This window comes from Paenibacillus sp. EB106-05-06-XG162 (assembly GCF_058791655.1).
The window spans coordinates 1-18,322 of the sequence record NZ_JBYTDT010000028.1 but is presented as its reverse complement, the minus strand read 5'-3'; the positions used below and the strand labels follow the sequence as shown (position 1 = coordinate 18,322).

Below are 18,322 nucleotides of genomic sequence, written 5' to 3'. Positions count from 1 at the left end.
GAGAAGTTATCGGTGTATACATGAACGACAAGTCCTCCTTGATGTCATAATCACTGTGTTAGTATACAATAGGAAGTTAGTGGAATAGGAGCGTGGGTAATCATGAGAACAGTTCTATTAACAGGTTTTGAGCCATTCGGTGGGGAATCGATGAATCCAGCGTGGGAAGCCGTGAAACGTCTGGATGGGGAGATCATTTCGGGGATCGTGCGGATCCAATCGGTCCAACTTCCGACGGTCTTTGGTGATTCGATTAGACAGCTAGCGGAGGCGCAAGAAAGGACCTCTCCTGTGCTGACCGTTTGTATTGGACAAGCAGGAGGCAGCAGCGATATAAGGCTGGAACGCGTCGCGATTAACTTGGATGATGCGCGAATACCTGATAATGCCGGGAATCAACCGATTGATAGCCCCATTGTAGAGAACGGCCCAACAGCTTATTGGTCGACACTTCCGGTCAAGTCAATCGTACAAGCCTTGAAGGAGAAGGGGATTCCCGCATCGGTATCGCATAGTGCAGGGACGTATGTGTGCAATCACCTTTTTTATAGCCTAATGCACCGAATGGCAGAGGGTGCGAGCGAAGGAAAGGGAGGATTTATTCATATTCCCTTCTTACCAGAGCAAGCCGCTCGATATAGCAATCAGCCGAGCATGTCGCTGGATACGATTGTACAAGGGATCCGTATTGCCGTGGAGGTTAGCTTGCGGCAGCACGAAGATATTCGTGTGGTAGGCGGTACACTAGATTAGCAAAATCCACGTCTACCACTTGCCATGCGTAAGAACATATTGCAATATGGATATCCTATTAGAGGTTGTTCAAAAAGTCATCATTTGATCACGAAGTCATTCAAGAAGCGTAATCGACATCGAATCTTGCGTTCACCTTCGAAGTCCGGTACTCATTTAGGTTTTACCTAAATTCCGTTCCTCCTTCTTCAGGTTCTCGCAACCTTCTCGGTGCTGAAATGCCGACTTTTTGAACACGCACTATAATGGTGTGTAGAGAGAGGAGGGGTTCGCATGCGGGGTAATTATTATCGCAACAAATCGGCATTTCGGTTAATGCTAAGTACATTGAAATCATTCAAATTGATATTTTGGCAATCTTTTATTTTCGAGCTGGTGTATAAAACGCTAACGATTACGATCTTCGTGCCATTTATTTCTTATATTCTTCACCAGGCGGTGCAAATAAGTGGGTTTGCGGGTGCAACCAATTATGAATTATTGAAATTCGCATTGAACCCCTACGGCATTTTATGCTTTTTGATCATCATTCCGCTCGCTACGGTTATTATTTTTATAGAAGTTACGGTTCTTATTCTGCTATCGTATTACGCGCACCAAGGGGAACGGGTTAAACTTATACCTGTCTTTTTGCAGTCATTAACGTACTTGCCTTTTATATTTCGGTATGGTTTCTTTGGATGGGCGTTGTATTTCTTATTCATGACCCCACTGCTGAATATTGGATTTTCGTCTACCTTGCTGCCTTCTCTCCAAATCCCTAATTTTATTACGGGAGAATTGCTCAAGACGAACGTCGGGATGCTTATTCTTGGGGGATCCTTTGTTGTTATTGCGCTTTTTTATTTTCGCTGGCTCTTGTCGCTTCATATGATCGTTATTGAAGGCAAACAAGGATTTATTGAATCTGCCCGCAAAAGCGCAAGGATGATGCGAAAGTCGTATTGGAAAATGTTCCTGACCATTATGTATGGTTTCATTATATATTTCGTGTTGTTCGTTCTATTATTAACCCTGTTCATTATTCTCGTAAGCGTCATTTCTTATGTTGCACAAGAGGTAGATCTGGAGAACAGTCCGCTATTTGGGAAAATTCTATCTTCGATTACAATTTTCCCGGTATTTTTTGCATCGTATTTTGCTTCACCGCTCTTCATGCATTCACTTACAGCGTTCTATATGGATAAGGCGGAGCCGATAGATGCGGCGGTCAGACATGCCAATTGGGATAGGGAGCGGCTTTTTTATTCTCAGGGTTATCGCACTCGATTGCAAATTTATCGTGGGAGACTTGCGATCTTATGCTTGATGGTAATCACAGGGTCACTATTGTTGGATTATTCGTTCCATTTTACGGAGCAGCAGCGTTCGCATCCGTTTACCATTATGGCGCATCGTGGATATAGCATGAAGGGTGTTGAGAATTCATTGGAGGCGCTCCAGGGAGCCATTGATGCAAAAGCAGACTATGCGGAAATTGATGTTCAGTTAACGAAGGATGGTCAACTGGCGGTTATCCATGATACGAATCTGAAACGACTCACAGGCCGTAACGTTACTGTGTATGATCTAACGATGGATGAGCTTCGCAGTCTAGAGCTGAGGCAAGACGATTTCAAGGGTCGAATCCATACCCTCGAAGAGTTCATTGTGTATGCCAAAGGTAAAATTAAGCTGAATATCGAAATCAAGCTGCACGGCCGTGAGCAAGAAAATATTGTCGACAAAGTCGTTGCTGTGATCCACAAACATCAGTTTATTGAACAATGTGTCGTTCAGTCCTTAGACTATCATGTAGTTGTTAAGGTGCAAGAAGTGGAGCCTAAGCTAAAGACAGGTTACGTTGTGTTTGCGAGTACTGGCTTCATGTCATGGATCCATGCTGACTTTATCGTATTGGAAGAGTCTATGGCGACACAACGTGCAATAGCATCTGCTAAATTGCTCAACAAAACGCTCTATGTCTGGACGGTGAACAATACACCCGATATCGAGGGGTATTATTATATGGGCGTCGATGGTGTCATTACGGATATACCGCAGGATGCGAGAGACACGGTAAAATATCTAGACGAAAATAAAGATGAGAGCGAATTTATATTTAACTCGATGCTATCTTCGCTATTCTCATAATTAACGCGCTAAGAAGTTCTTCATTCGTGGGATCCATATCATCGATGAGAACTTCTTATTTTATTTTTGACCACACTGAACTTTTCAGCTTAGCTACTCGTATTATGGTTGATTTGCAAATCACAACTTGTTTTATATCAAAAAGGGGGAAGCATGTAGCAATGGATGAACAACAACGAATAAACTTGGCTATCCGCGGTGACGACCAGGCGTTAGCTCAATTGCTGCACGAGCATTACACCTTTTTGATGAAATATTTGATCAAAGTGACAATGAATCCGTCCCTTGCAGAAGACTTGGTGCAGGAGACGATGCTCAAATGTATCGAGAAAATCTCTTATTATAATGGATCATCGAAATTTTCCTCATGGATGATTACGATCGCGACACGGTTATACATTGACATGATGCGGAAGCGAAAAGTAGAGCAGCGCTGGCAAGAGCAGGAACAAGCATTACGCGGGGTTCAGTGGCATATGCAGCAGCACCAAGAGGCGTGGACGGATGCGATTGACGCACTGTCCAGACTTCGTTACGATATGCGATTGCCCATCCTGCTCAAGCACTATTATGGGTACGCATACGATGAAATTGCAGAGATGATGGACATCCCGCAAGGAACGGTCAAATCACGAATTTATAACGGGCTACAACAATTGCGAAAGGAGCTCATGCCGAATGCGAAAGAATAAATCTGACTTGAATCAACAGTCATTACCTAATTCATCTTCAGAACCACACGTCTCTCAGGAAGATCAAGAGTTAATCGATCAACTGATGCTGAGTTTTCAGCAGATGGATCAAGTGATCCCGCATAGTACCGCACCGCATGTGGGACATCTAGAGCAGTTGATTACGGAGCAGAAGTTGGCGGTACGTCGACGTAATCAATTGGAGCTCCTTTGCTTCTTCCTTGTTGCCTTGGTATTGATCGGCGGAAATACGCTGCTCGTCATGACGAGTTGGACGGCATTCGGGATTTTCCAAGGTGTGACGCTTATGGCAGCGCTAGGGTTCCTATTCGGCTCTTATGTACGTCGCAAGAAAAAAGGGGATGTTCGACATGCCAAGTGAGTATTACCATCCGATTCCATGGTGGGTTGTGGTCCTCATTGCGATCATTTTGATGATGCAGAGTTTTTGGCTCTTCACAGATGCGCGCCGACGGGAGAAGAACCGTTGGTTCTGGGGAATTTGGGGACTCATCCAATTTCCGATGCCTATTCTGTTCTACAGCCTGTTCCATATTTATTTGCCGAATCGCAAGTCAAAGTCTAAGCGTGATCCATCCTAATCATTCACTATTTTATTGAAAGTAGGGATGTACATGAATATAACAGTAAACTGGGGGCTGCTTGCTCCGATTCTAGCCATACAACTCATTCTCATGGTTACCGCCTTAACTTCACTCTATAAGGCCGACGCAACACGAGGGCCGAAATGGATGTGGGTGCTGATTATTGTCTTCGGTCAAATTCTCGGCCCTATTATATATTTTGTTGTCGGAAGGAACGATAGATCATGACGCTGCTGAAGGTTGATCAGTTGTCGAAGCAATTTAAACAGCATCAAGTAGTGAAGAAGATTAGCTTTTCTATTGACGAAGGGCGCTGTGTCGCCTTGCTTGGTCCGAATGGAGCGGGTAAGACGACAACGATACACATGTTAACCGGCTTGCTTCGTCCAACATCCGGCGATATCCAGTTGTATCTCCAAGGTAAGCAGGTTGCGGATCGAAGGCCACATCTTGGATATTTGCCGCAAATGCCTGTCTTTTATTCGTGGATGACGGGGCGTGAGTTTGTCCAATATGCAGGGCAGCTCGCGGGCTTATCCAGGCAAGCAGCTGAACGCCGTACGGAGGAGTGGCTAGAAATCGTAGGAATTCAAGATGCAGCTAAGCGGCGCATTGGCGGATATTCCGGTGGGATGAAGCAGCGGCTTGGTCTGGCGCAGGCTCTTATTCATAGGCCCAAGCTGCTTATTCTGGATGAGCCCGTCTCTGCACTTGATCCGATTGGACGGAGAGATGTATTACGGATTTTGGAGCGGATTCGCCAAGAGACGACGATTTTGTTCTCGACACATATTTTGCATGATGCGGAAGAGATCTGTGATGATATCATTTTGATTGAGCAGGGTGAGATTGCGGTGCAAGGAAGTCTGGAGCATATACGTCAATCTCATAGCGAACCGATGATTAAGATTGAGACCTTGAACGAGGCACAGGCCAAGGCGCTAGAAATCGCAATTAGAAATAAACCTTATGTGCACCATGTAGCGTCTGAGCATCAGACCCTTCGTGTGACAGTTTCTCAGCTAGAAGAAGCAGAACGGGGCATTATGACAGAAGCTGTGCAGCACCACATTTTTATTCGCAAATTGGAAGCGGGTCATAGCACATTAGAAGATTTATTCATGAAGGTGGTGCGGGCATGAGGCAATTCGGTCTCTTTTATCGGAAAGAAATGCTGGAGATGGCACGCAGTTACAAGTGGATTTGGGTACCGATGGTATTCCTGCTTCTCGGTGTGATGCAGCCCGTGACAACATACTATATGCCTGAAATTCTGAAGCACGCTGGTAATATGCCAGCAGGTACGATCATCACCATGCCAACCCCTACTGCGGGTGAGGTCTTGGCGCAGACGCTTAATCAATTTGGCACCATCGGCGTACTTGTGCTCGTGTTATCGATGATGGGGATCGTATCTGGTGAACGGCAGAGCGGTGTGACCTCGCTTATTTTTACTAAGCCTGTCTCATTCATTGCTTATATGTCTGCCAAATGGGCAAACATGCTGACCTTAACGGTCGCAGCATTTGCCTGCGGTTACGCGGGAGCTTGTTACTATACCATACAGTTGATTGGTTCGCTGGATGTCGGAACCGTCATTCAAGCAGGCCTCATGTATATGTTATGGTTCGTTTTCATTATTTCGGTCCTGCTGCTAATCAGCGCATGGCTGCCGAACTCGGCTGGGGTCGCTTTTACGACGATGGCATTCATCATGCTGCTCAGTTTCGGAACGAGTCTTCTTTCACGATATTTATCATGGAGCCCGAGTCGACTGAGTACGATCGCTTCGGAGATATTGACGAAAGTCGAGACGTTGTCATCCGTAGGGCCTGTATTATGGATAAGCCTATGCAGTATACTCATTTGTGTGATGTTAGCAGTCTATCGGATGCAATCACAAGAATCGATTTCAGCGAAAGCATAGGTTAGCAGGATGTCTCGCAACAGAACTTCGCTTCTTTTCCTCTGCCCTCGTGGACGTACTATTTTTTTTGTAGTAGGATAGAGGAAATAAAATGATAGATGGACAGCTAGGGGGAAGAAGCGATGTTAAGTTTAGGCCAAAAAGTGATTATCGTCGCTGATCGATTTGAACAGAACATTCCGATTGGGGAATATGGTTATATAATCGCATATGATCGTAATGCGGATAATGCTTTTGACTATGTCGTTCGGGTGCCGAAGGTGAATCGTAACATTGCGGTGCCATTCACGGATATCGAAGTCGAAGAAGTGTTGATTGAACAAGAGGTTGAGCGAATCGAGCGAGAAGCCTTGATCGATTTTGCCCTTGCTACGCGCAATGAGGAGCTGTTCCGCAGCGTAATGAACCGTGGTGAGGAAGTCGTCGAAGAAGAAGAGGCCGAAGCGGAAGAAATTTCGCAAGAGGAGTTTATCCGACAAGTCAATCTCAAAGCATGGATTTAATAGCTCGGCATTGTGCCGGGCTTTTTCTTTTGTGCAGCGCGCTTGTGCTGAAAGTGATTTTTTCATCTCGTTATCGCTAACGAACCTAGATCACCTTATTGGGTCAAAATATCGCGTTTAGAATTTCTAACGAACTCCAAACTCGTTATTCATGACAAACCGGCTCTTATTCGGTCATTTATTACACAATAAGGCGTTTGAGATTCGTTACATTGGAAAAAGGGTTATTACCGCCTAAATAAGCATTATAGGATTCGTTAGATCGAACGATGCAGGTGAACTCTCGTAGATTTACACGATCATAGTAGATGCCGAGTTCTACATTGGCGAGAAGTTCGATCCCTCGGACGAGACGCAGCATCGAAAATTCAGCGCCGAAATTCCGATCGAGATCGAGTAGGCCCGAAGAATTGGGGCCATACATATTTTGGTCCCTGCATTGAGTATGAAAAACAACTACGCTATACTATATAAATTAGAGCCTAAGGGGGATTACGTAACGATGAGCATTACGGTGAAAGACGTTGAGCATGTTGCTAAGCTCGCGCGACTCGCATTATCGGATGCAGAGAAAGAGCAGTTTACAGGTCAATTAAATGCGATTTTGAAATATGCGGAGAAATTGAACGAATTGAATACAGATGAAGTGGAGCCGACGACACACGTGCTACAGATTCGTAACGTGATGCGTGAAGACGAGACAAGACCGTCACTCCCGATCGAGAAAGTGTTGCGCAATGCGCCAGACGAAGAAGACGATCAAATTCGTGTACCGGCTGTCCTTGAATAATTGACAGAGCGTAAGGTACGAATTCATATATTATTTTGAATGGTTGAAAGGAGAATTCCCTTGTCATTACTTGATTTGCGGTTGCAGGAAATACATAACAAGCTGAGTGCCAAAGAATTGTCCGTCACGGATCTGGTGAACGAAGCTTATGGACGTATTGCCAAGACAGAAGACCAGGTGAAAGCTTACCTGACTTTAAATGAAGAACATGCTCGCGCGCATGCGAGATTATTGGACGAGCAGCTCGCGACGGATGCACCTCGTGGATTGTTGTTCGGACTTCCCGTAGGGATTAAAGATAATATCGTGACGGAAGGATTGCGCACGACTTGTGCGAGTCAATTCCTCTCGAATTATGACCCGATCTATGATGCAACGGTTGTTCAGAAGTTGAAGAAAGCCCAATCCGTTACGCTGGGCAAATTGAATATGGACGAGTTCGCGATGGGGGGTTCGAACGAGAATTCCAGCTTCTATCCGACACGTAACCCATGGAACTTAGAATATGTACCAGGTGGTTCTAGTGGTGGTTCGGCTGCAGCCGTCGCTGCGGGCGAAGCGTACTTCACGCTCGGTTCAGATACAGGCGGTTCGATCCGTCAGCCAGCATCCTATTGCGGTGTTGTAGGCTTGAAACCAACCTACGGACTCGTATCCCGTTTTGGACTCGTAGCATTCGCTTCTTCTCTGGACCAAATCGGACCGATTACGAAGAATGTTGAAGACTCCGCGTATGTATTGCAAGCTATTGCAGGCTACGACAACATGGACTCCACATCGGCGAATGTTGAAATTCCTGACTATATCAGCGCATTGAACGGAGATATTAAAGGACTTCGTATTGGGGTACCAAAAGAATACCTTGGACAAGGCATCGATCCGAAAGTGAAAGAATCGGTTCTTTCTGCACTTAAAGTGCTAGAAGGTCTTGGCGCAACATGGGACGAAGTGTCCTTACCGCATACAGATTATGCGGTTGCGACATATTACCTACTTGCTTCTTCGGAAGCTTCTTCGAACTTGGCACGCTTTGACGGCGTACGTTATGGCGTTCGTGCAGAGAATCCGGATAACCTGATAGATCTCTATGTGAAATCCAGAAGTCAAGGCTTCGGGGATGAAGTGAAACGTCGGATTATGCTTGGAACCTATGCACTAAGCTCTGGTTATTATGATGCGTATTATTTGAAAGCACAAAAAGTCCGTACGCTCATCAAGCAAGACTTTGATCAAGTATTCGCGAACTATGACGTCATTATTGGACCTACAGCACCGACAACGGCATTCCCGATCGGATCGCAAGTAGATGATCCATTAACGATGTATTTGAATGATATTGTGACCATTCCGGTCAGCTTGGCGGGCGTGCCAGCGATCAGTGTTCCATGTGGACTTGCTGATGGCTTGCCTGTCGGATTGCAAATTATCGGGAAAGCTTTTGATGAATCGACTGTACTGCGTGTAGCGCATGCGTTCGAGACGAACACAGATCATCATAAGCTGCGCCCGCAGTTGTAAAGAGGTTGTTCAAAAAGTCAACTTTTGATCACGAAGTGTTTCAAGGAGTAGATTCGGCATCGAATCTTGCGTTCATCCTCGAAGTCCGGTACTCATTTAGGTTTTGCCTAAACTCCGTTCCTCCTTCTTCGGATTCACGCAACCTTCTCGGTACTGAAAAGCAGACTTTTTGAACAAGCATTAAATATAGGAGGTTTCCCATGTCTACATCGAAATACGAAACCGTCATCGGCTTAGAAGTTCACGTTGAACTTCATACGAATTCCAAAATCTTCTGTGGCTGTAAGACATCCTTCGGTGCTTCGCCGAACAGCAATACATGCCCAATCTGTCTTGGACATCCAGGCGTATTGCCTGTGCTCAACCGTCAAGCAGTTGAGTATGCGATGAAAGCTGCGATGGCGCTGAACTGTACGATTGCAACAGAGAGCAAGTTTGATCGTAAGAACTATTTTTACCCAGACTCACCAAAAGCTTACCAAATCTCGCAATACGACAAACCGATCGGTGAGAATGGTTGGATTGATATTGAAGTGAATGGGGAGACGAAACGCATTGGCGTAACCCGTCTTCACCTCGAAGAGGATGCAGGGAAGCTTACGCACGTGGATGGCGGTTATGCTTCACTGGTTGATTTTAACCGAGTAGGTACGCCACTACTAGAGATTGTATCAGAGCCTGATTTGCGATCTGCGGAAGAAGCAAAGGCGTACCTTGAGAAGCTTAAAGCGATTATGCAATATTGTGACGTATCCGATGTGAAAATGGAAGAAGGATCGCTTCGCTGCGACGCGAATATCAGTCTTCGTCCTTATGAACAGAAGGAATTCGGTATTCGTGCCGAGCTCAAGAACATGAACTCTTTCCGCGGCGTTCAACGCGGGATTGAATATGAAGAAATTCGCCAAGCCGACATCTTGGATGACGGCGGTGTGGTTGTTCAAGAGACGAGACGTTGGGATGACGCACAAGGCAAAACATTCTCGATGCGTGGTAAGGAAGAAGCGCATGATTATCGCTACTTCCCGGACCCAGATCTTGTGTCCGTCTTGATTGACGACGAATGGAAATCCCGTGTTCAGGCATCGATCCCTGAATTGCCGGATGCACGTAAAGCACGTTATGCAGCGGAGCATGGTCTGCCGAGCTATGATGCAGATGTGATCACAGCTTCGATGGCGCTCGCTGATTTCTTCGAAGAGAGTCTGAAATACACGAAGGATGCCAAATCCGTAGCGAACTGGATTATGGGCGACTTGCTTGCGCATTTGAATGCGAATAACCTGGAGATGTCCGACGTCAAGATTACAGGCCAAGGGCTCGGGGAAATGATCGGCTTAATCGAGAAGGGGACGATCAGCAGCAAGATTGCGAAGACCGTCTTCAAAGAAATGATCGATAGCGGTAAAGCGCCGCAAGCGATTGTTGAAGAGAAAGGTCTTGTTCAGATTAGCGACGAAGGCGCAATCAAAGCGATTGTCGACAAAGTTGTGGAAGCGAACCCGCAATCCGTTGAGGATTACCGTGCGGGGAAAGACAAAGCGATTGGCTTCCTCGTCGGTCAAGTGATGAAAGAATCACGCGGTAAAGCAAATCCTGCGCTTGTGAATCAGCTGTTAGCGGAGCGTCTCAAAGGATAATTCGAGAGGAACGAGTAAGCATGCACGATCCATGGGTCATTGATAATTTACATGTCATGATCAGACTACTGCTTGCGATGCTGTTAGGCGGCTTGGTTGGATTCGAACGAGAACATAACAATCACGCGGCTGGCCTTCGGACACATATTCTGGTCTGTCTTGGTTCCACGTTAATCATGCTGTTATCCATTTATGGATTTGCTGAATTTGTGACCTTGAATCGTGATCCAGCGCGGCTTGCAGCCTCGGTCATTACAGGGATCGGATTTCTAGGTGCTGGAACGATTCTATTCACAGGCAAATCAATTACGGGCCTCACGACAGCGGCGTCACTGTGGGTCGTTGCCTCCATAGGGTTAGCAATTGGAGCGGGCTTCTATTTTGCAGCCGTTGCGGCGACAATTCTGGTATTACTTAATTTATGGGTCTTGAATAAGATTGAACAGCGTTTCTTGCGAGGGAAGAAAGTTCGAATCATCACCATTCGAGCGATCGGGCAGCATGACCTTCTGGATGAGGTTACTGCAAAGCTCGCTTCCCACGCCATTACGACGAAGAAGATGGCATTAACAGAGTCGAGACATGTGACAGAACACGAGATTGATTTGCAAATGGAGCTTCAGCTGCACGTCACAGCACCGAAGCAATTAGAGCCGATTCATCTGATCGTGGAACTAAAATCCATTGCTGGTGTATTTAATGTTTCGGTAGAATGAGTAAGAGGGTCCATCTCTTACGATAACCTTCCTGATGGGAAGGTTATTTTTTTTGAAAAGTTTTGAAGGGTTTATTGAAATGGGTGCGTCATAAATATAGATTCATATGGAGAGAGGGGGATTACGGTGGACAATCAGACGGATGAACAGCTTATTGACCAGATCCGTCAAGGGAATCAGGATGCTTATCGAATTTTGGTTGATCGACATAAGAATTACATTTATACATTGATGTTCAGAGAGCTGGGCCATCGTGAGACCGCGGAAGACCTCGCTCAGGAAGTCTTTATTAAACTTTACCGCTATTTGCCCCATTTCCGTGGGGAGGCGAAGTTTACGACTTGGATGTATCGGTTAGCGATTAATACGTTGACGGATTATCGGCGTTCGCAGCAGCGTAAGCCGCTGACCAGCTTGATTGATTCGATTAAATCATGGTTTAGATCTCCAGAAGAAGAAGAGCCGGAAGAACGGCTGCTGTTGAAGGAAGAGCAGATTGAGGTTCAGCGTGTACTTAGAAAGATGAAGGACAACTATCGTATTATTCTTGAGCTTTATCATATGAGACAGCTTTCTTATCAAGAAATAGCAGCCATTCTAGAAATTCCAATTCGGACCGTAGAGACGCGTCTATATCGGGCCAAACAACAATTCGAACGTTTATGGACGGAGGTGCAAGTTCATGAGAAGACGATTCCAGGAAAAGCCACACCATCAGCATCAAAGAAAAGACTGGACAACGCCTCATCAAGCTAATGTCCTATCGATGGAACGAGTGAAAGTCATGGAACAGATGCCTATCCATGAGACATCTCCTGAGTTTACAGATGTTATCATGCAGCGTATCTCATCACAAGGAAGTAGAAAAACCACGACAGCAGCTTCTCCGACCGTGAATTATTTTACACGGCGGAAGCAATTCATTCATTTTGCTGTTGCTGGCGCAGCGACTTATCTATTTATAACAACCGGTATTTTGCAATCTCTCCTTGCAATGGATGCCTTCAAACTTGAATATCAAATGAAAACGAAAGTCCAACATGTGGTCGAAGCTGGTATAAAAATCATTACACACATTATCCCATTCTAGGAGGAGATCTAAAAATGACGCAATCAAATGAAGACAGACACTCGACCTATGACCCTTTTTTGGATGAACGTATGCATCAATTGAATACCCCGCCAATGATGAATGCATTTCCGAACTCGGATCATCCTTATGGCAGCAATGTACCCCGTAAGAGTAAGTTTTTAGCTGGTTTGCTTGCTTTTTTTATCCCGGGGCTGGGACACTTTTATCTCGGTCTGATGCAGCGCGGGATAACGGTCATGTTAAGCTTAGCGCTGAATATCGTTGCCATCGTGTATAGTGTCAACTTACCGCAAGGCGGAAGCTTGCCTATAATCGTGCTGTTAAGTCTCTTGATTCCGTGCATCTATTTCTATAATTTGTTCGACGCATTACAATGTACGGATCGAGTAAATGCAGAGCGCATCTATGGATTCGTGCCAGAAGGCATGACACCATTAATAAGTAATGGCGGAGTGGCTTTCAAAGGCAGCTCGCTTGGCATTGTGCTTGTTGTGTGCGGCGTTTTTGTGTTGATGCTTAGTGTCAATCCAGCTTGGCTCCAGTTTTTATTCTCGAGCGGCGGTCCCTATTTTGGCGCAGTGATTCTCATTGTAGCAGGATTATTCTTGCTCCTAAGAACACGTTCGAAATAATGAACGAGAAAGGGGTGTCCAATGATTAAAGTCGGGAGATATACAGGTGCCATTTTATTATTAGCTGTAGGCGCAATTCTTATTTGGGACCAGAGTTCTGGTGCAACCCATGTTCAATATCTGTTAGATTGGTGGCCTGTTCTTTTTATTCTGTGGGGCATAGAATATATTATTCTCAATGTCGTGCATCGTCATTCCAATCGACGGATGAAGCTGGATATAGGCGGCATGTTTTTGGCTGTGTTGTTATCAGGCATTGTGTTTAGTGTGACTCAGCCATCGCTCATGTCGGATTTATGGAAGCAGCTTAATTTCAAGATTAATTTTGCTACAAATTTGGGGTCTGACGAAGGAATTCGATTTGAGAAACCTGTGCAGAAAGTTGCCATAGATAAGGAAACCGAAGCGATTGTTGTACGTAATGAGTATGGTGATGTTGTCGTACAGACGGGTGGTGCAGATCAACTTGAAGTCTCAACCGTCATGCGGGTAGATCTGAAGGATAAGCAAGAGGCTGAACAGATCGCGAATCAGTCCACTGTGAGCATTCAGCCGGGTCAGCGCATTACCATTGAGACGAAGGGTAAGAAATACGGGGGCAATTGGCAGAAGCAGCCTCGCATGGATCTCGTGCTAACGATCCCGGAGGGGGCTGCCCTGGATTTGGATATTGAGACATCGCTTGGTGATATCGATATTCAACATGTGAAAGCTAAGAATGAATTGAAACTGGTGACGATGAAAGGCGATATTGATCTTGAGAATGTAACTGGTGCAGTTCGAGGAGAGACATTATTAGGTGATGTGAGTTTATCAGCGATCGATGGTGAAGTTGAGATGTCGACGAAGAGTGGTGATTTCAATGTTAGCCACATCACAGGACGGGCGAATGTTGCTACGCTGAATGGAGAGATCCGTTTGGAGGAAGTGGAAGGAGATATTCTCGCGGATACGAAAAATGGAGACGTACACATCGATCGTGCTGATCATAATCTGAAGGTATCTACACTCAACGGGGATATTTTTGTGGATACCAAGGTTGTTGGCGGGGATTGGGATGTTCATTCCACGATTGGCGATCTTGATATTGCGATTCCAGATACAGGAGATTATTCCATCGAAGGTAGCAGCGGGATTGGCTCCGTTAATGTGATCGATTTACCATTTCAGGCAGGAGATAAATCACTGTCAGGAACCGTTGGAGATGGTAAGTTTAAGGTTAAACTTAGCTCCAATAATGACCTCACCTTGAAAAAGAATTGAAATCGATCATACCCCGGAGTACAATGAATGAAGATTGATGTTAAGAATTTAATGTACTCCAAATAAACAGGTGGTGGGTCAGCTATGAATACGCAAGTCCAAGAAGCACTTGAACAATTAAAAAATACAGGAGTTCGTATTACGCCACAACGCCACGCGATTCTGACGTTTTTACTCGATTCCATGACACATCCGACGGCGGATGATATCTACCGTGCGCTTGCACCGCAGTATCCAAGTATGAGTGTGGCGACGATATATAATAATTTGAAAATGTTCGTGGAAGCAGGTCTTGTACGCGAATTGACCTATGGAGATAATTCAAGTCGGTTCGATGCAGATCTGTCTTCCCACTATCATGCGATCTGTCAGAAGTGTGGCAAAATCGTGGATTTCAATTACCCAGCACTCTATGAAGTAGAGCGCGCAGCAGCGGAACAGACAGGCTTCGCTGTCAGCGGCCACAGAATGGAGATTTACGGCGTCTGCCCTACATGTGCTGAGAAAAAGTAATGTAATCGGACAACTCTAGAAATGGAGAGAAGAATGAATCTACGATACCAAAAGAAAACAGGCCTGCGCACACGCGGCTTGTTTTTTATTACAACAGCTATTGTCGTTCTAATTGTTACTGGGATATATATTAAAGATCAGGTCTTGCCAAGTACCAAGCATGTGAAGCCAGATTTTCATGGATTGGCCAAGCCCATCTTTGTTGGCGGCGAATTGCAAGAGGCGTCGGCAATCGGGTCGAAGGAAGGTATTAAGCTCCCCTTGTCGGTCGTTCAGAAGAATATTGATTCAACGATTCGTTATGAGAAAAAGTCAAAGACAATCATTATGGCGACGCATGATAAGTTGATTCATTTTAAGACGGATGAGTTGACAGGGCGAGTGAATAGCAAGCCTTTTGAACTCTTTTTTACAGCAGAACAGGTTAAGGCGACCCTTTATTTGCCGATTGCTCCGCTTGAGGAATTGTACGGTCTTCAAGTGAAGGAGGATCCGAGTACGGGTACTGTGACGTTGTTCAAATCGGGCGATCATGTTCAGATGGCGAAGACGGTTAAGTTGAAAAAAGAGGATAAGACCATTCCACTACGTGAGGGTCCTTCCATTCATAAACCGATTGTGTACGATGTGAAGCAAGGGGAGTCCTTGCGGATCTGGGCAGACCTCGATGGGTGGTATAAGGTTCAACTAGAGAATGGTATCGTTGGCTTCTTGCAGGATTCTGATGTCGAGATGGGCGAGCAGCTTTCCATCGAGCAGATTCCTGCGGCGAATGAGAAACCAAATGAGAAGATAGAAGGACCTATTAACTTGATTTGGGAAGCTGTCTATAATAAAAGTCCTGATGTAAGCCAAATTGGACCTTTGCCAGGGGTGAATGTCGTCAGTCCTACCTGGTTCAGTCTTCTTGATGGGGAAGGTAATGTTCAGAGCAAGGCGGATACGGGATATGTTAAATGGGCCCATGAGAATAATATGCAAGTGTGGGCGTTGTTCAGCAATAGCTTTGAGCCCAAATTGACAACAGAAGCATTATCGACCTTCGATCGTCGATTCCAGATGATTCAACAAGTGATGTCGTATGCTCAAATCTATCGCTTGGATGGAATCAATATCGACTTCGAGAATATTTATACGAAGGACAAGGAGAACTTTACGCAATTTGTACGTGAATTAACGCCTATGCTTAGAGCACAAGGGCTTATTGTCTCGGTAGATGTCACACCGAAATCGAACAGTGAGATGTGGTCAGCCTTCCTGGATCGCAAATCGCTCGGAGAATTGGTCGACTATATGATGGTGATGTCCTATGATGAGCATTGGGCCTCGAGTCCGCGTGCAGGGTCGGTGTCATCGCTCCCTTGGGCGGAGAATGCTATGCGTAAAATTATCGAAGAGGATCAGGTTCCTGCAGATAAGTTGCTCTTGGGGATCCCGTTATATACACGGATATGGACGGAGAAGCCTGTAGATGGGAAGACGAAAGTCTCCTCCAAGACAGCGGGAATGAAGGCGATCCAAGAATTAATCGACAAGAAGCAGCTTAAACCTCAGTTAGATGAGGCGACAGGTCAGAATTACGTGGAATATGAAGAAGATGGTGCGAAGCGCCGGATTTGGATTGAGGATCAGACCTCTCTTCAGGCAAGAGTAAAGCTAGCACAAGAGCTGGGGCTGGCAGGTACGGCATCGTGGACGCGAAGTTTTGCATTACCTGAGGCTTGGGATGTACTCGCAAGATAGTAACAGCACTTATATCACTTATATCACTTATATATGAAAAGACACTACCAGAGATCCATGGATCAACGGTAGTGTCTTTGTTTTGTACGAGTTATGAGGTTAAGGCTTTGGTTAGTCTTCCACGACCATCACAGGCTGCTCTTTAGGCATCGTATTCGCTTGATTTGGATCCAACGTCAGGATGGTTTTGCAGAACATGCAGCGATCCGTTTTGCCCAGCATTTTCGTTTGCTTATGACATTCGGGACATTCGAACACGACAGCGGTTGTTGATAACATGCCTGCCCAGAAATAAATACCTACGCTGCATAACATACTAATCATACCGAGCACCATGAAGATCGCTGCGATAATTTTGCCGACGTTGGAGCTGCCCCACAATAAGAGTCCGGCTGTTCCGAGTACCATAACTCCCATTCCTACCATAGTTAGCAGTAATCCCCACAAGCGAAACTCATTGATTTTACTAGATTTAAAGCGCATATCGTGATCTCCGTTCTCTTGTTTATAGTTCTTTTGTAAAAGAGGAAAGTTAAATCTTATGTAGAATTAAATTACATTATAACGGATTGGGTTTTAAATCGCCAAGAGAGAGGTGGGTGAAAATGGTGGATTTCACCAAAAAAACATTATTATCAGCGTTCAAGAATAACCCTGATCATATCGGATCGGTCTGCATCGAACACACTGCTTCAGACTTCTACCCACCTGAGATGTATGATTTCGATATGGTTCTTATTCATGTCATGGATAGGGATATGGCGCTGCATGAAATATCGCATATGAAGAAGGGGGATCTCAAGCTGCAGATCCATACAGTAAGTATGTGGAGCATGGAGAGATGGCTTGTCGATGGTGAGAACCGCAATATGATTCAGTGGATGATTCAAGGGGAAATTGTGAAAGACTCCACGGGATATTTGAACGTTCTTCGAGATCGTATACTTCAATTTGCGAATCCTCTACGCGAACAACGAATGATTGCTGAATTTGCATTGTTCCTACGTAACTTCCTGCAGGCCAAGCAGTTCATGAAGATGAATCATGAATTAGATGCCTATCAGCGAGTCCTTGAATCGCTGCGGCATTGGGCGGGAATAGTATTGATCGAGAAGGGGATGCATCCTGAGGTTTCCGTATGGAATCAGATCCATGATCTGAACCTTGGGGTATTCAAACTATATGAAGAGCTTACAATAAGCCAGGAGACTGTTGGACAACGAGTTGAGCTTCTACTGCTTGCCAGTGAATTTTCCGTGATGACTAAGATGAAGGAATATTGTTCATTGCTGCTGCGTATCTTATCCAGTCGCGAGGAACCTTGGAATGAGAATGAATTGGTCGAACATCCTGAACTTCATCATATTCGTGCGGATCTCCCCATGTTGTTGCAGAAAATGCTCCAACGATCACTCGTGCGTGAAGTTGAAGTGTTGAGCACGGAATCCGAGGAGACTGATCAAGAACCATCTATAGAGCTTTATTATTTAGCGGGATAATCAATTTCTGATAGCAATGGCTTGATGTATAAGCGCTTAATGAAGCCTTATTGCTGGATTTAAATTTTTTTGTCGAAAAGTGTTGACTTCTAGGTTCAGATCATGATATATTAATTTTCGCCGCTTCGAACGGAAGCAAAAATGAAGTAAACGATGAAGAAATGAATCGAAAAAAACTTCAAAAAAAGTGTTGACAAGAGAAACGGCGATATGATATATTATAAGAGTTGCTGCTGAGAACAACGGCGACAACGAGAAAGACATTGATCTTTGAAAACTGAACAACGAATGATTGAAAGAAT

At 45.1% G+C, this 18,322-nt stretch carries 22 protein-coding genes; 20 read left to right on the top strand and 2 right to left on the bottom strand.

Annotation, left to right across the window (positions count from 1 at the left end):
- The first annotated feature begins 102 nt into the window (after positions 1-102).
- The 9 genes from pcp to AC3WU2_RS29835 all read left to right on the top strand — a co-directional run bounded on the left by pcp (position 103) and on the right by AC3WU2_RS29835 (position 6,613).
- Positions 103-753: a pyroglutamyl-peptidase I gene (gene pcp, locus AC3WU2_RS29875; protein ID WP_492458472.1), complete on the top strand. Its 651-nt coding sequence runs from the start codon at positions 103-105 to the stop codon at positions 751-753.
- 273 nt (positions 754-1,026) lie between these two features.
- Positions 1,027-2,886 (top strand): glycerophosphoryl diester phosphodiesterase membrane domain-containing protein, encoded by a 1,860-nt coding sequence (locus AC3WU2_RS29870; protein WP_492458471.1) that lies wholly within the window; start codon positions 1,027-1,029, stop codon positions 2,884-2,886.
- 161 nt (positions 2,887-3,047) lie between these two features.
- Positions 3,048-3,578 carry an RNA polymerase sigma factor SigY gene (gene sigY / locus AC3WU2_RS29865; protein WP_018758642.1) on the top strand — a complete coding sequence of 177 codons (531 nt, stop codon included), beginning with the start codon at positions 3,048-3,050 and terminating at the stop codon, positions 3,576-3,578.
- Positions 3,565-3,960: a YxlC family protein gene (locus tag AC3WU2_RS29860; protein WP_018758643.1), complete on the top strand. Its 396-nt coding sequence runs from the start codon at positions 3,565-3,567 to the stop codon at positions 3,958-3,960. Before sigY ends, AC3WU2_RS29860 begins: the two co-directional genes overlap by 14 nt.
- On the top strand, positions 3,950-4,180 hold the full coding sequence (locus AC3WU2_RS29855; protein ID WP_492458470.1) for a transcriptional regulator: 231 nt from the start codon (positions 3,950-3,952) through the stop codon (positions 4,178-4,180). The genes AC3WU2_RS29860 and AC3WU2_RS29855 overlap by 11 nt, the downstream gene beginning before the upstream one ends.
- Positions 4,181-4,213: 33 nt before the next feature.
- Complete coding sequence (locus AC3WU2_RS29850; protein WP_018758645.1) at positions 4,214-4,411, top strand: PLD nuclease N-terminal domain-containing protein; 198 nt, start codon at positions 4,214-4,216, stop codon at positions 4,409-4,411.
- On the top strand, positions 4,408-5,325 hold the full coding sequence (locus tag AC3WU2_RS29845) for an ABC transporter ATP-binding protein (RefSeq protein ID WP_492458469.1): 918 nt from the start codon (positions 4,408-4,410) through the stop codon (positions 5,323-5,325). The genes AC3WU2_RS29850 and AC3WU2_RS29845 overlap by 4 nt, the downstream gene beginning before the upstream one ends.
- Positions 5,322-6,110, top strand: a complete 789-nt coding sequence (locus AC3WU2_RS29840; protein WP_492458468.1) for an ABC transporter permease — start codon at positions 5,322-5,324, stop codon at positions 6,108-6,110. The genes AC3WU2_RS29845 and AC3WU2_RS29840 overlap by 4 nt, the downstream gene beginning before the upstream one ends.
- 122 nt (positions 6,111-6,232) lie before the next feature.
- Positions 6,233-6,613: an ATPase gene (locus AC3WU2_RS29835; protein ID WP_492458467.1), complete on the top strand. Its 381-nt coding sequence runs from the start codon at positions 6,233-6,235 to the stop codon at positions 6,611-6,613.
- 181 nt (positions 6,614-6,794) lie between these two features.
- Here AC3WU2_RS29835 and AC3WU2_RS29830 read toward each other — a convergent pair whose 3' ends face one another.
- The gene (locus tag AC3WU2_RS29830; protein ID WP_492458466.1) at positions 6,795-7,037 is read right to left on the bottom strand and encodes a hypothetical protein; all 243 of its coding nucleotides are present in this window, start codon (positions 7,035-7,037) and stop codon (positions 6,795-6,797) included.
- Between the two features lie 78 nt (positions 7,038-7,115).
- Here AC3WU2_RS29830 and gatC point away from each other — a divergent pair, with 78 nt between their 5' ends.
- The 10 genes from gatC to AC3WU2_RS29780 all read left to right on the top strand — a co-directional run bounded on the left by gatC (position 7,116) and on the right by AC3WU2_RS29780 (position 16,521).
- A complete protein-coding gene (gatC, locus tag AC3WU2_RS29825; protein WP_018758650.1) occupies positions 7,116-7,403 on the top strand; it encodes an Asp-tRNA(Asn)/Glu-tRNA(Gln) amidotransferase subunit GatC in 288 nt (95 codons plus the stop codon).
- 60 nt (positions 7,404-7,463) lie between these two features.
- Positions 7,464-8,921: an Asp-tRNA(Asn)/Glu-tRNA(Gln) amidotransferase subunit GatA gene (gatA, locus tag AC3WU2_RS29820; protein WP_492458465.1), complete on the top strand. Its 1,458-nt coding sequence runs from the start codon at positions 7,464-7,466 to the stop codon at positions 8,919-8,921.
- Positions 8,922-9,121: 200 nt separating this feature from the next.
- Complete coding sequence (gatB, locus tag AC3WU2_RS29815; RefSeq protein ID WP_492458464.1) at positions 9,122-10,561, top strand: Asp-tRNA(Asn)/Glu-tRNA(Gln) amidotransferase subunit GatB; 1,440 nt, start codon at positions 9,122-9,124, stop codon at positions 10,559-10,561.
- Between the two features lie 20 nt (positions 10,562-10,581).
- Entirely contained in the window at positions 10,582-11,277 is a 696-nt protein-coding gene (locus AC3WU2_RS29810; protein ID WP_018758653.1) for an MgtC/SapB family protein, read from the top strand.
- A gap of 126 nt (positions 11,278-11,403) precedes the next feature.
- Positions 11,404-12,033, top strand: a complete 630-nt coding sequence (locus AC3WU2_RS29805) for an RNA polymerase sigma factor (protein WP_492458463.1) — start codon at positions 11,404-11,406, stop codon at positions 12,031-12,033.
- Positions 11,960-12,367, top strand: coding sequence for a hypothetical protein (locus AC3WU2_RS29800; protein WP_492458501.1), 408 nt, complete (start codon positions 11,960-11,962; stop codon positions 12,365-12,367). Before AC3WU2_RS29805 ends, AC3WU2_RS29800 begins: the two co-directional genes overlap by 74 nt.
- A 14-nt stretch (positions 12,368-12,381) precedes the next feature.
- Positions 12,382-13,002, top strand: a complete 621-nt coding sequence (locus AC3WU2_RS29795) for a TM2 domain-containing protein (RefSeq protein WP_492458462.1) — start codon at positions 12,382-12,384, stop codon at positions 13,000-13,002.
- Between the two features lie 21 nt (positions 13,003-13,023).
- A complete protein-coding gene (locus tag AC3WU2_RS29790) occupies positions 13,024-14,265 on the top strand; it encodes a DUF4097 family beta strand repeat-containing protein (protein WP_492458461.1) in 1,242 nt (413 codons plus the stop codon).
- 84 nt (positions 14,266-14,349) lie between these two features.
- On the top strand, positions 14,350-14,778 hold the full coding sequence (gene perR / locus AC3WU2_RS29785) for a peroxide-responsive transcriptional repressor PerR (RefSeq protein ID WP_018758658.1): 429 nt from the start codon (positions 14,350-14,352) through the stop codon (positions 14,776-14,778).
- Positions 14,779-14,811: 33 nt separating this feature from the next.
- Positions 14,812-16,521 (top strand): glycosyl hydrolase family 18 protein, encoded by a 1,710-nt coding sequence (locus AC3WU2_RS29780; protein ID WP_492458460.1) that lies wholly within the window; start codon positions 14,812-14,814, stop codon positions 16,519-16,521.
- A gap of 111 nt (positions 16,522-16,632) precedes the next feature.
- Here AC3WU2_RS29780 and AC3WU2_RS29775 read toward each other — a convergent pair whose 3' ends face one another.
- Positions 16,633-17,004, bottom strand: a complete 372-nt coding sequence (locus tag AC3WU2_RS29775; protein WP_492458459.1) for a YgzB family protein — start codon at positions 17,002-17,004, stop codon at positions 16,633-16,635.
- 122 nt (positions 17,005-17,126) lie between these two features.
- On the opposite strand from AC3WU2_RS29775, the gene AC3WU2_RS29770 reads away from it, so the two are divergent.
- Positions 17,127-18,020, top strand: coding sequence for a nucleotidyltransferase-like protein (locus AC3WU2_RS29770; protein ID WP_018758661.1), 894 nt, complete (start codon positions 17,127-17,129; stop codon positions 18,018-18,020).
- The last annotated feature ends 302 nt before the right edge of the window (positions 18,021-18,322 follow it).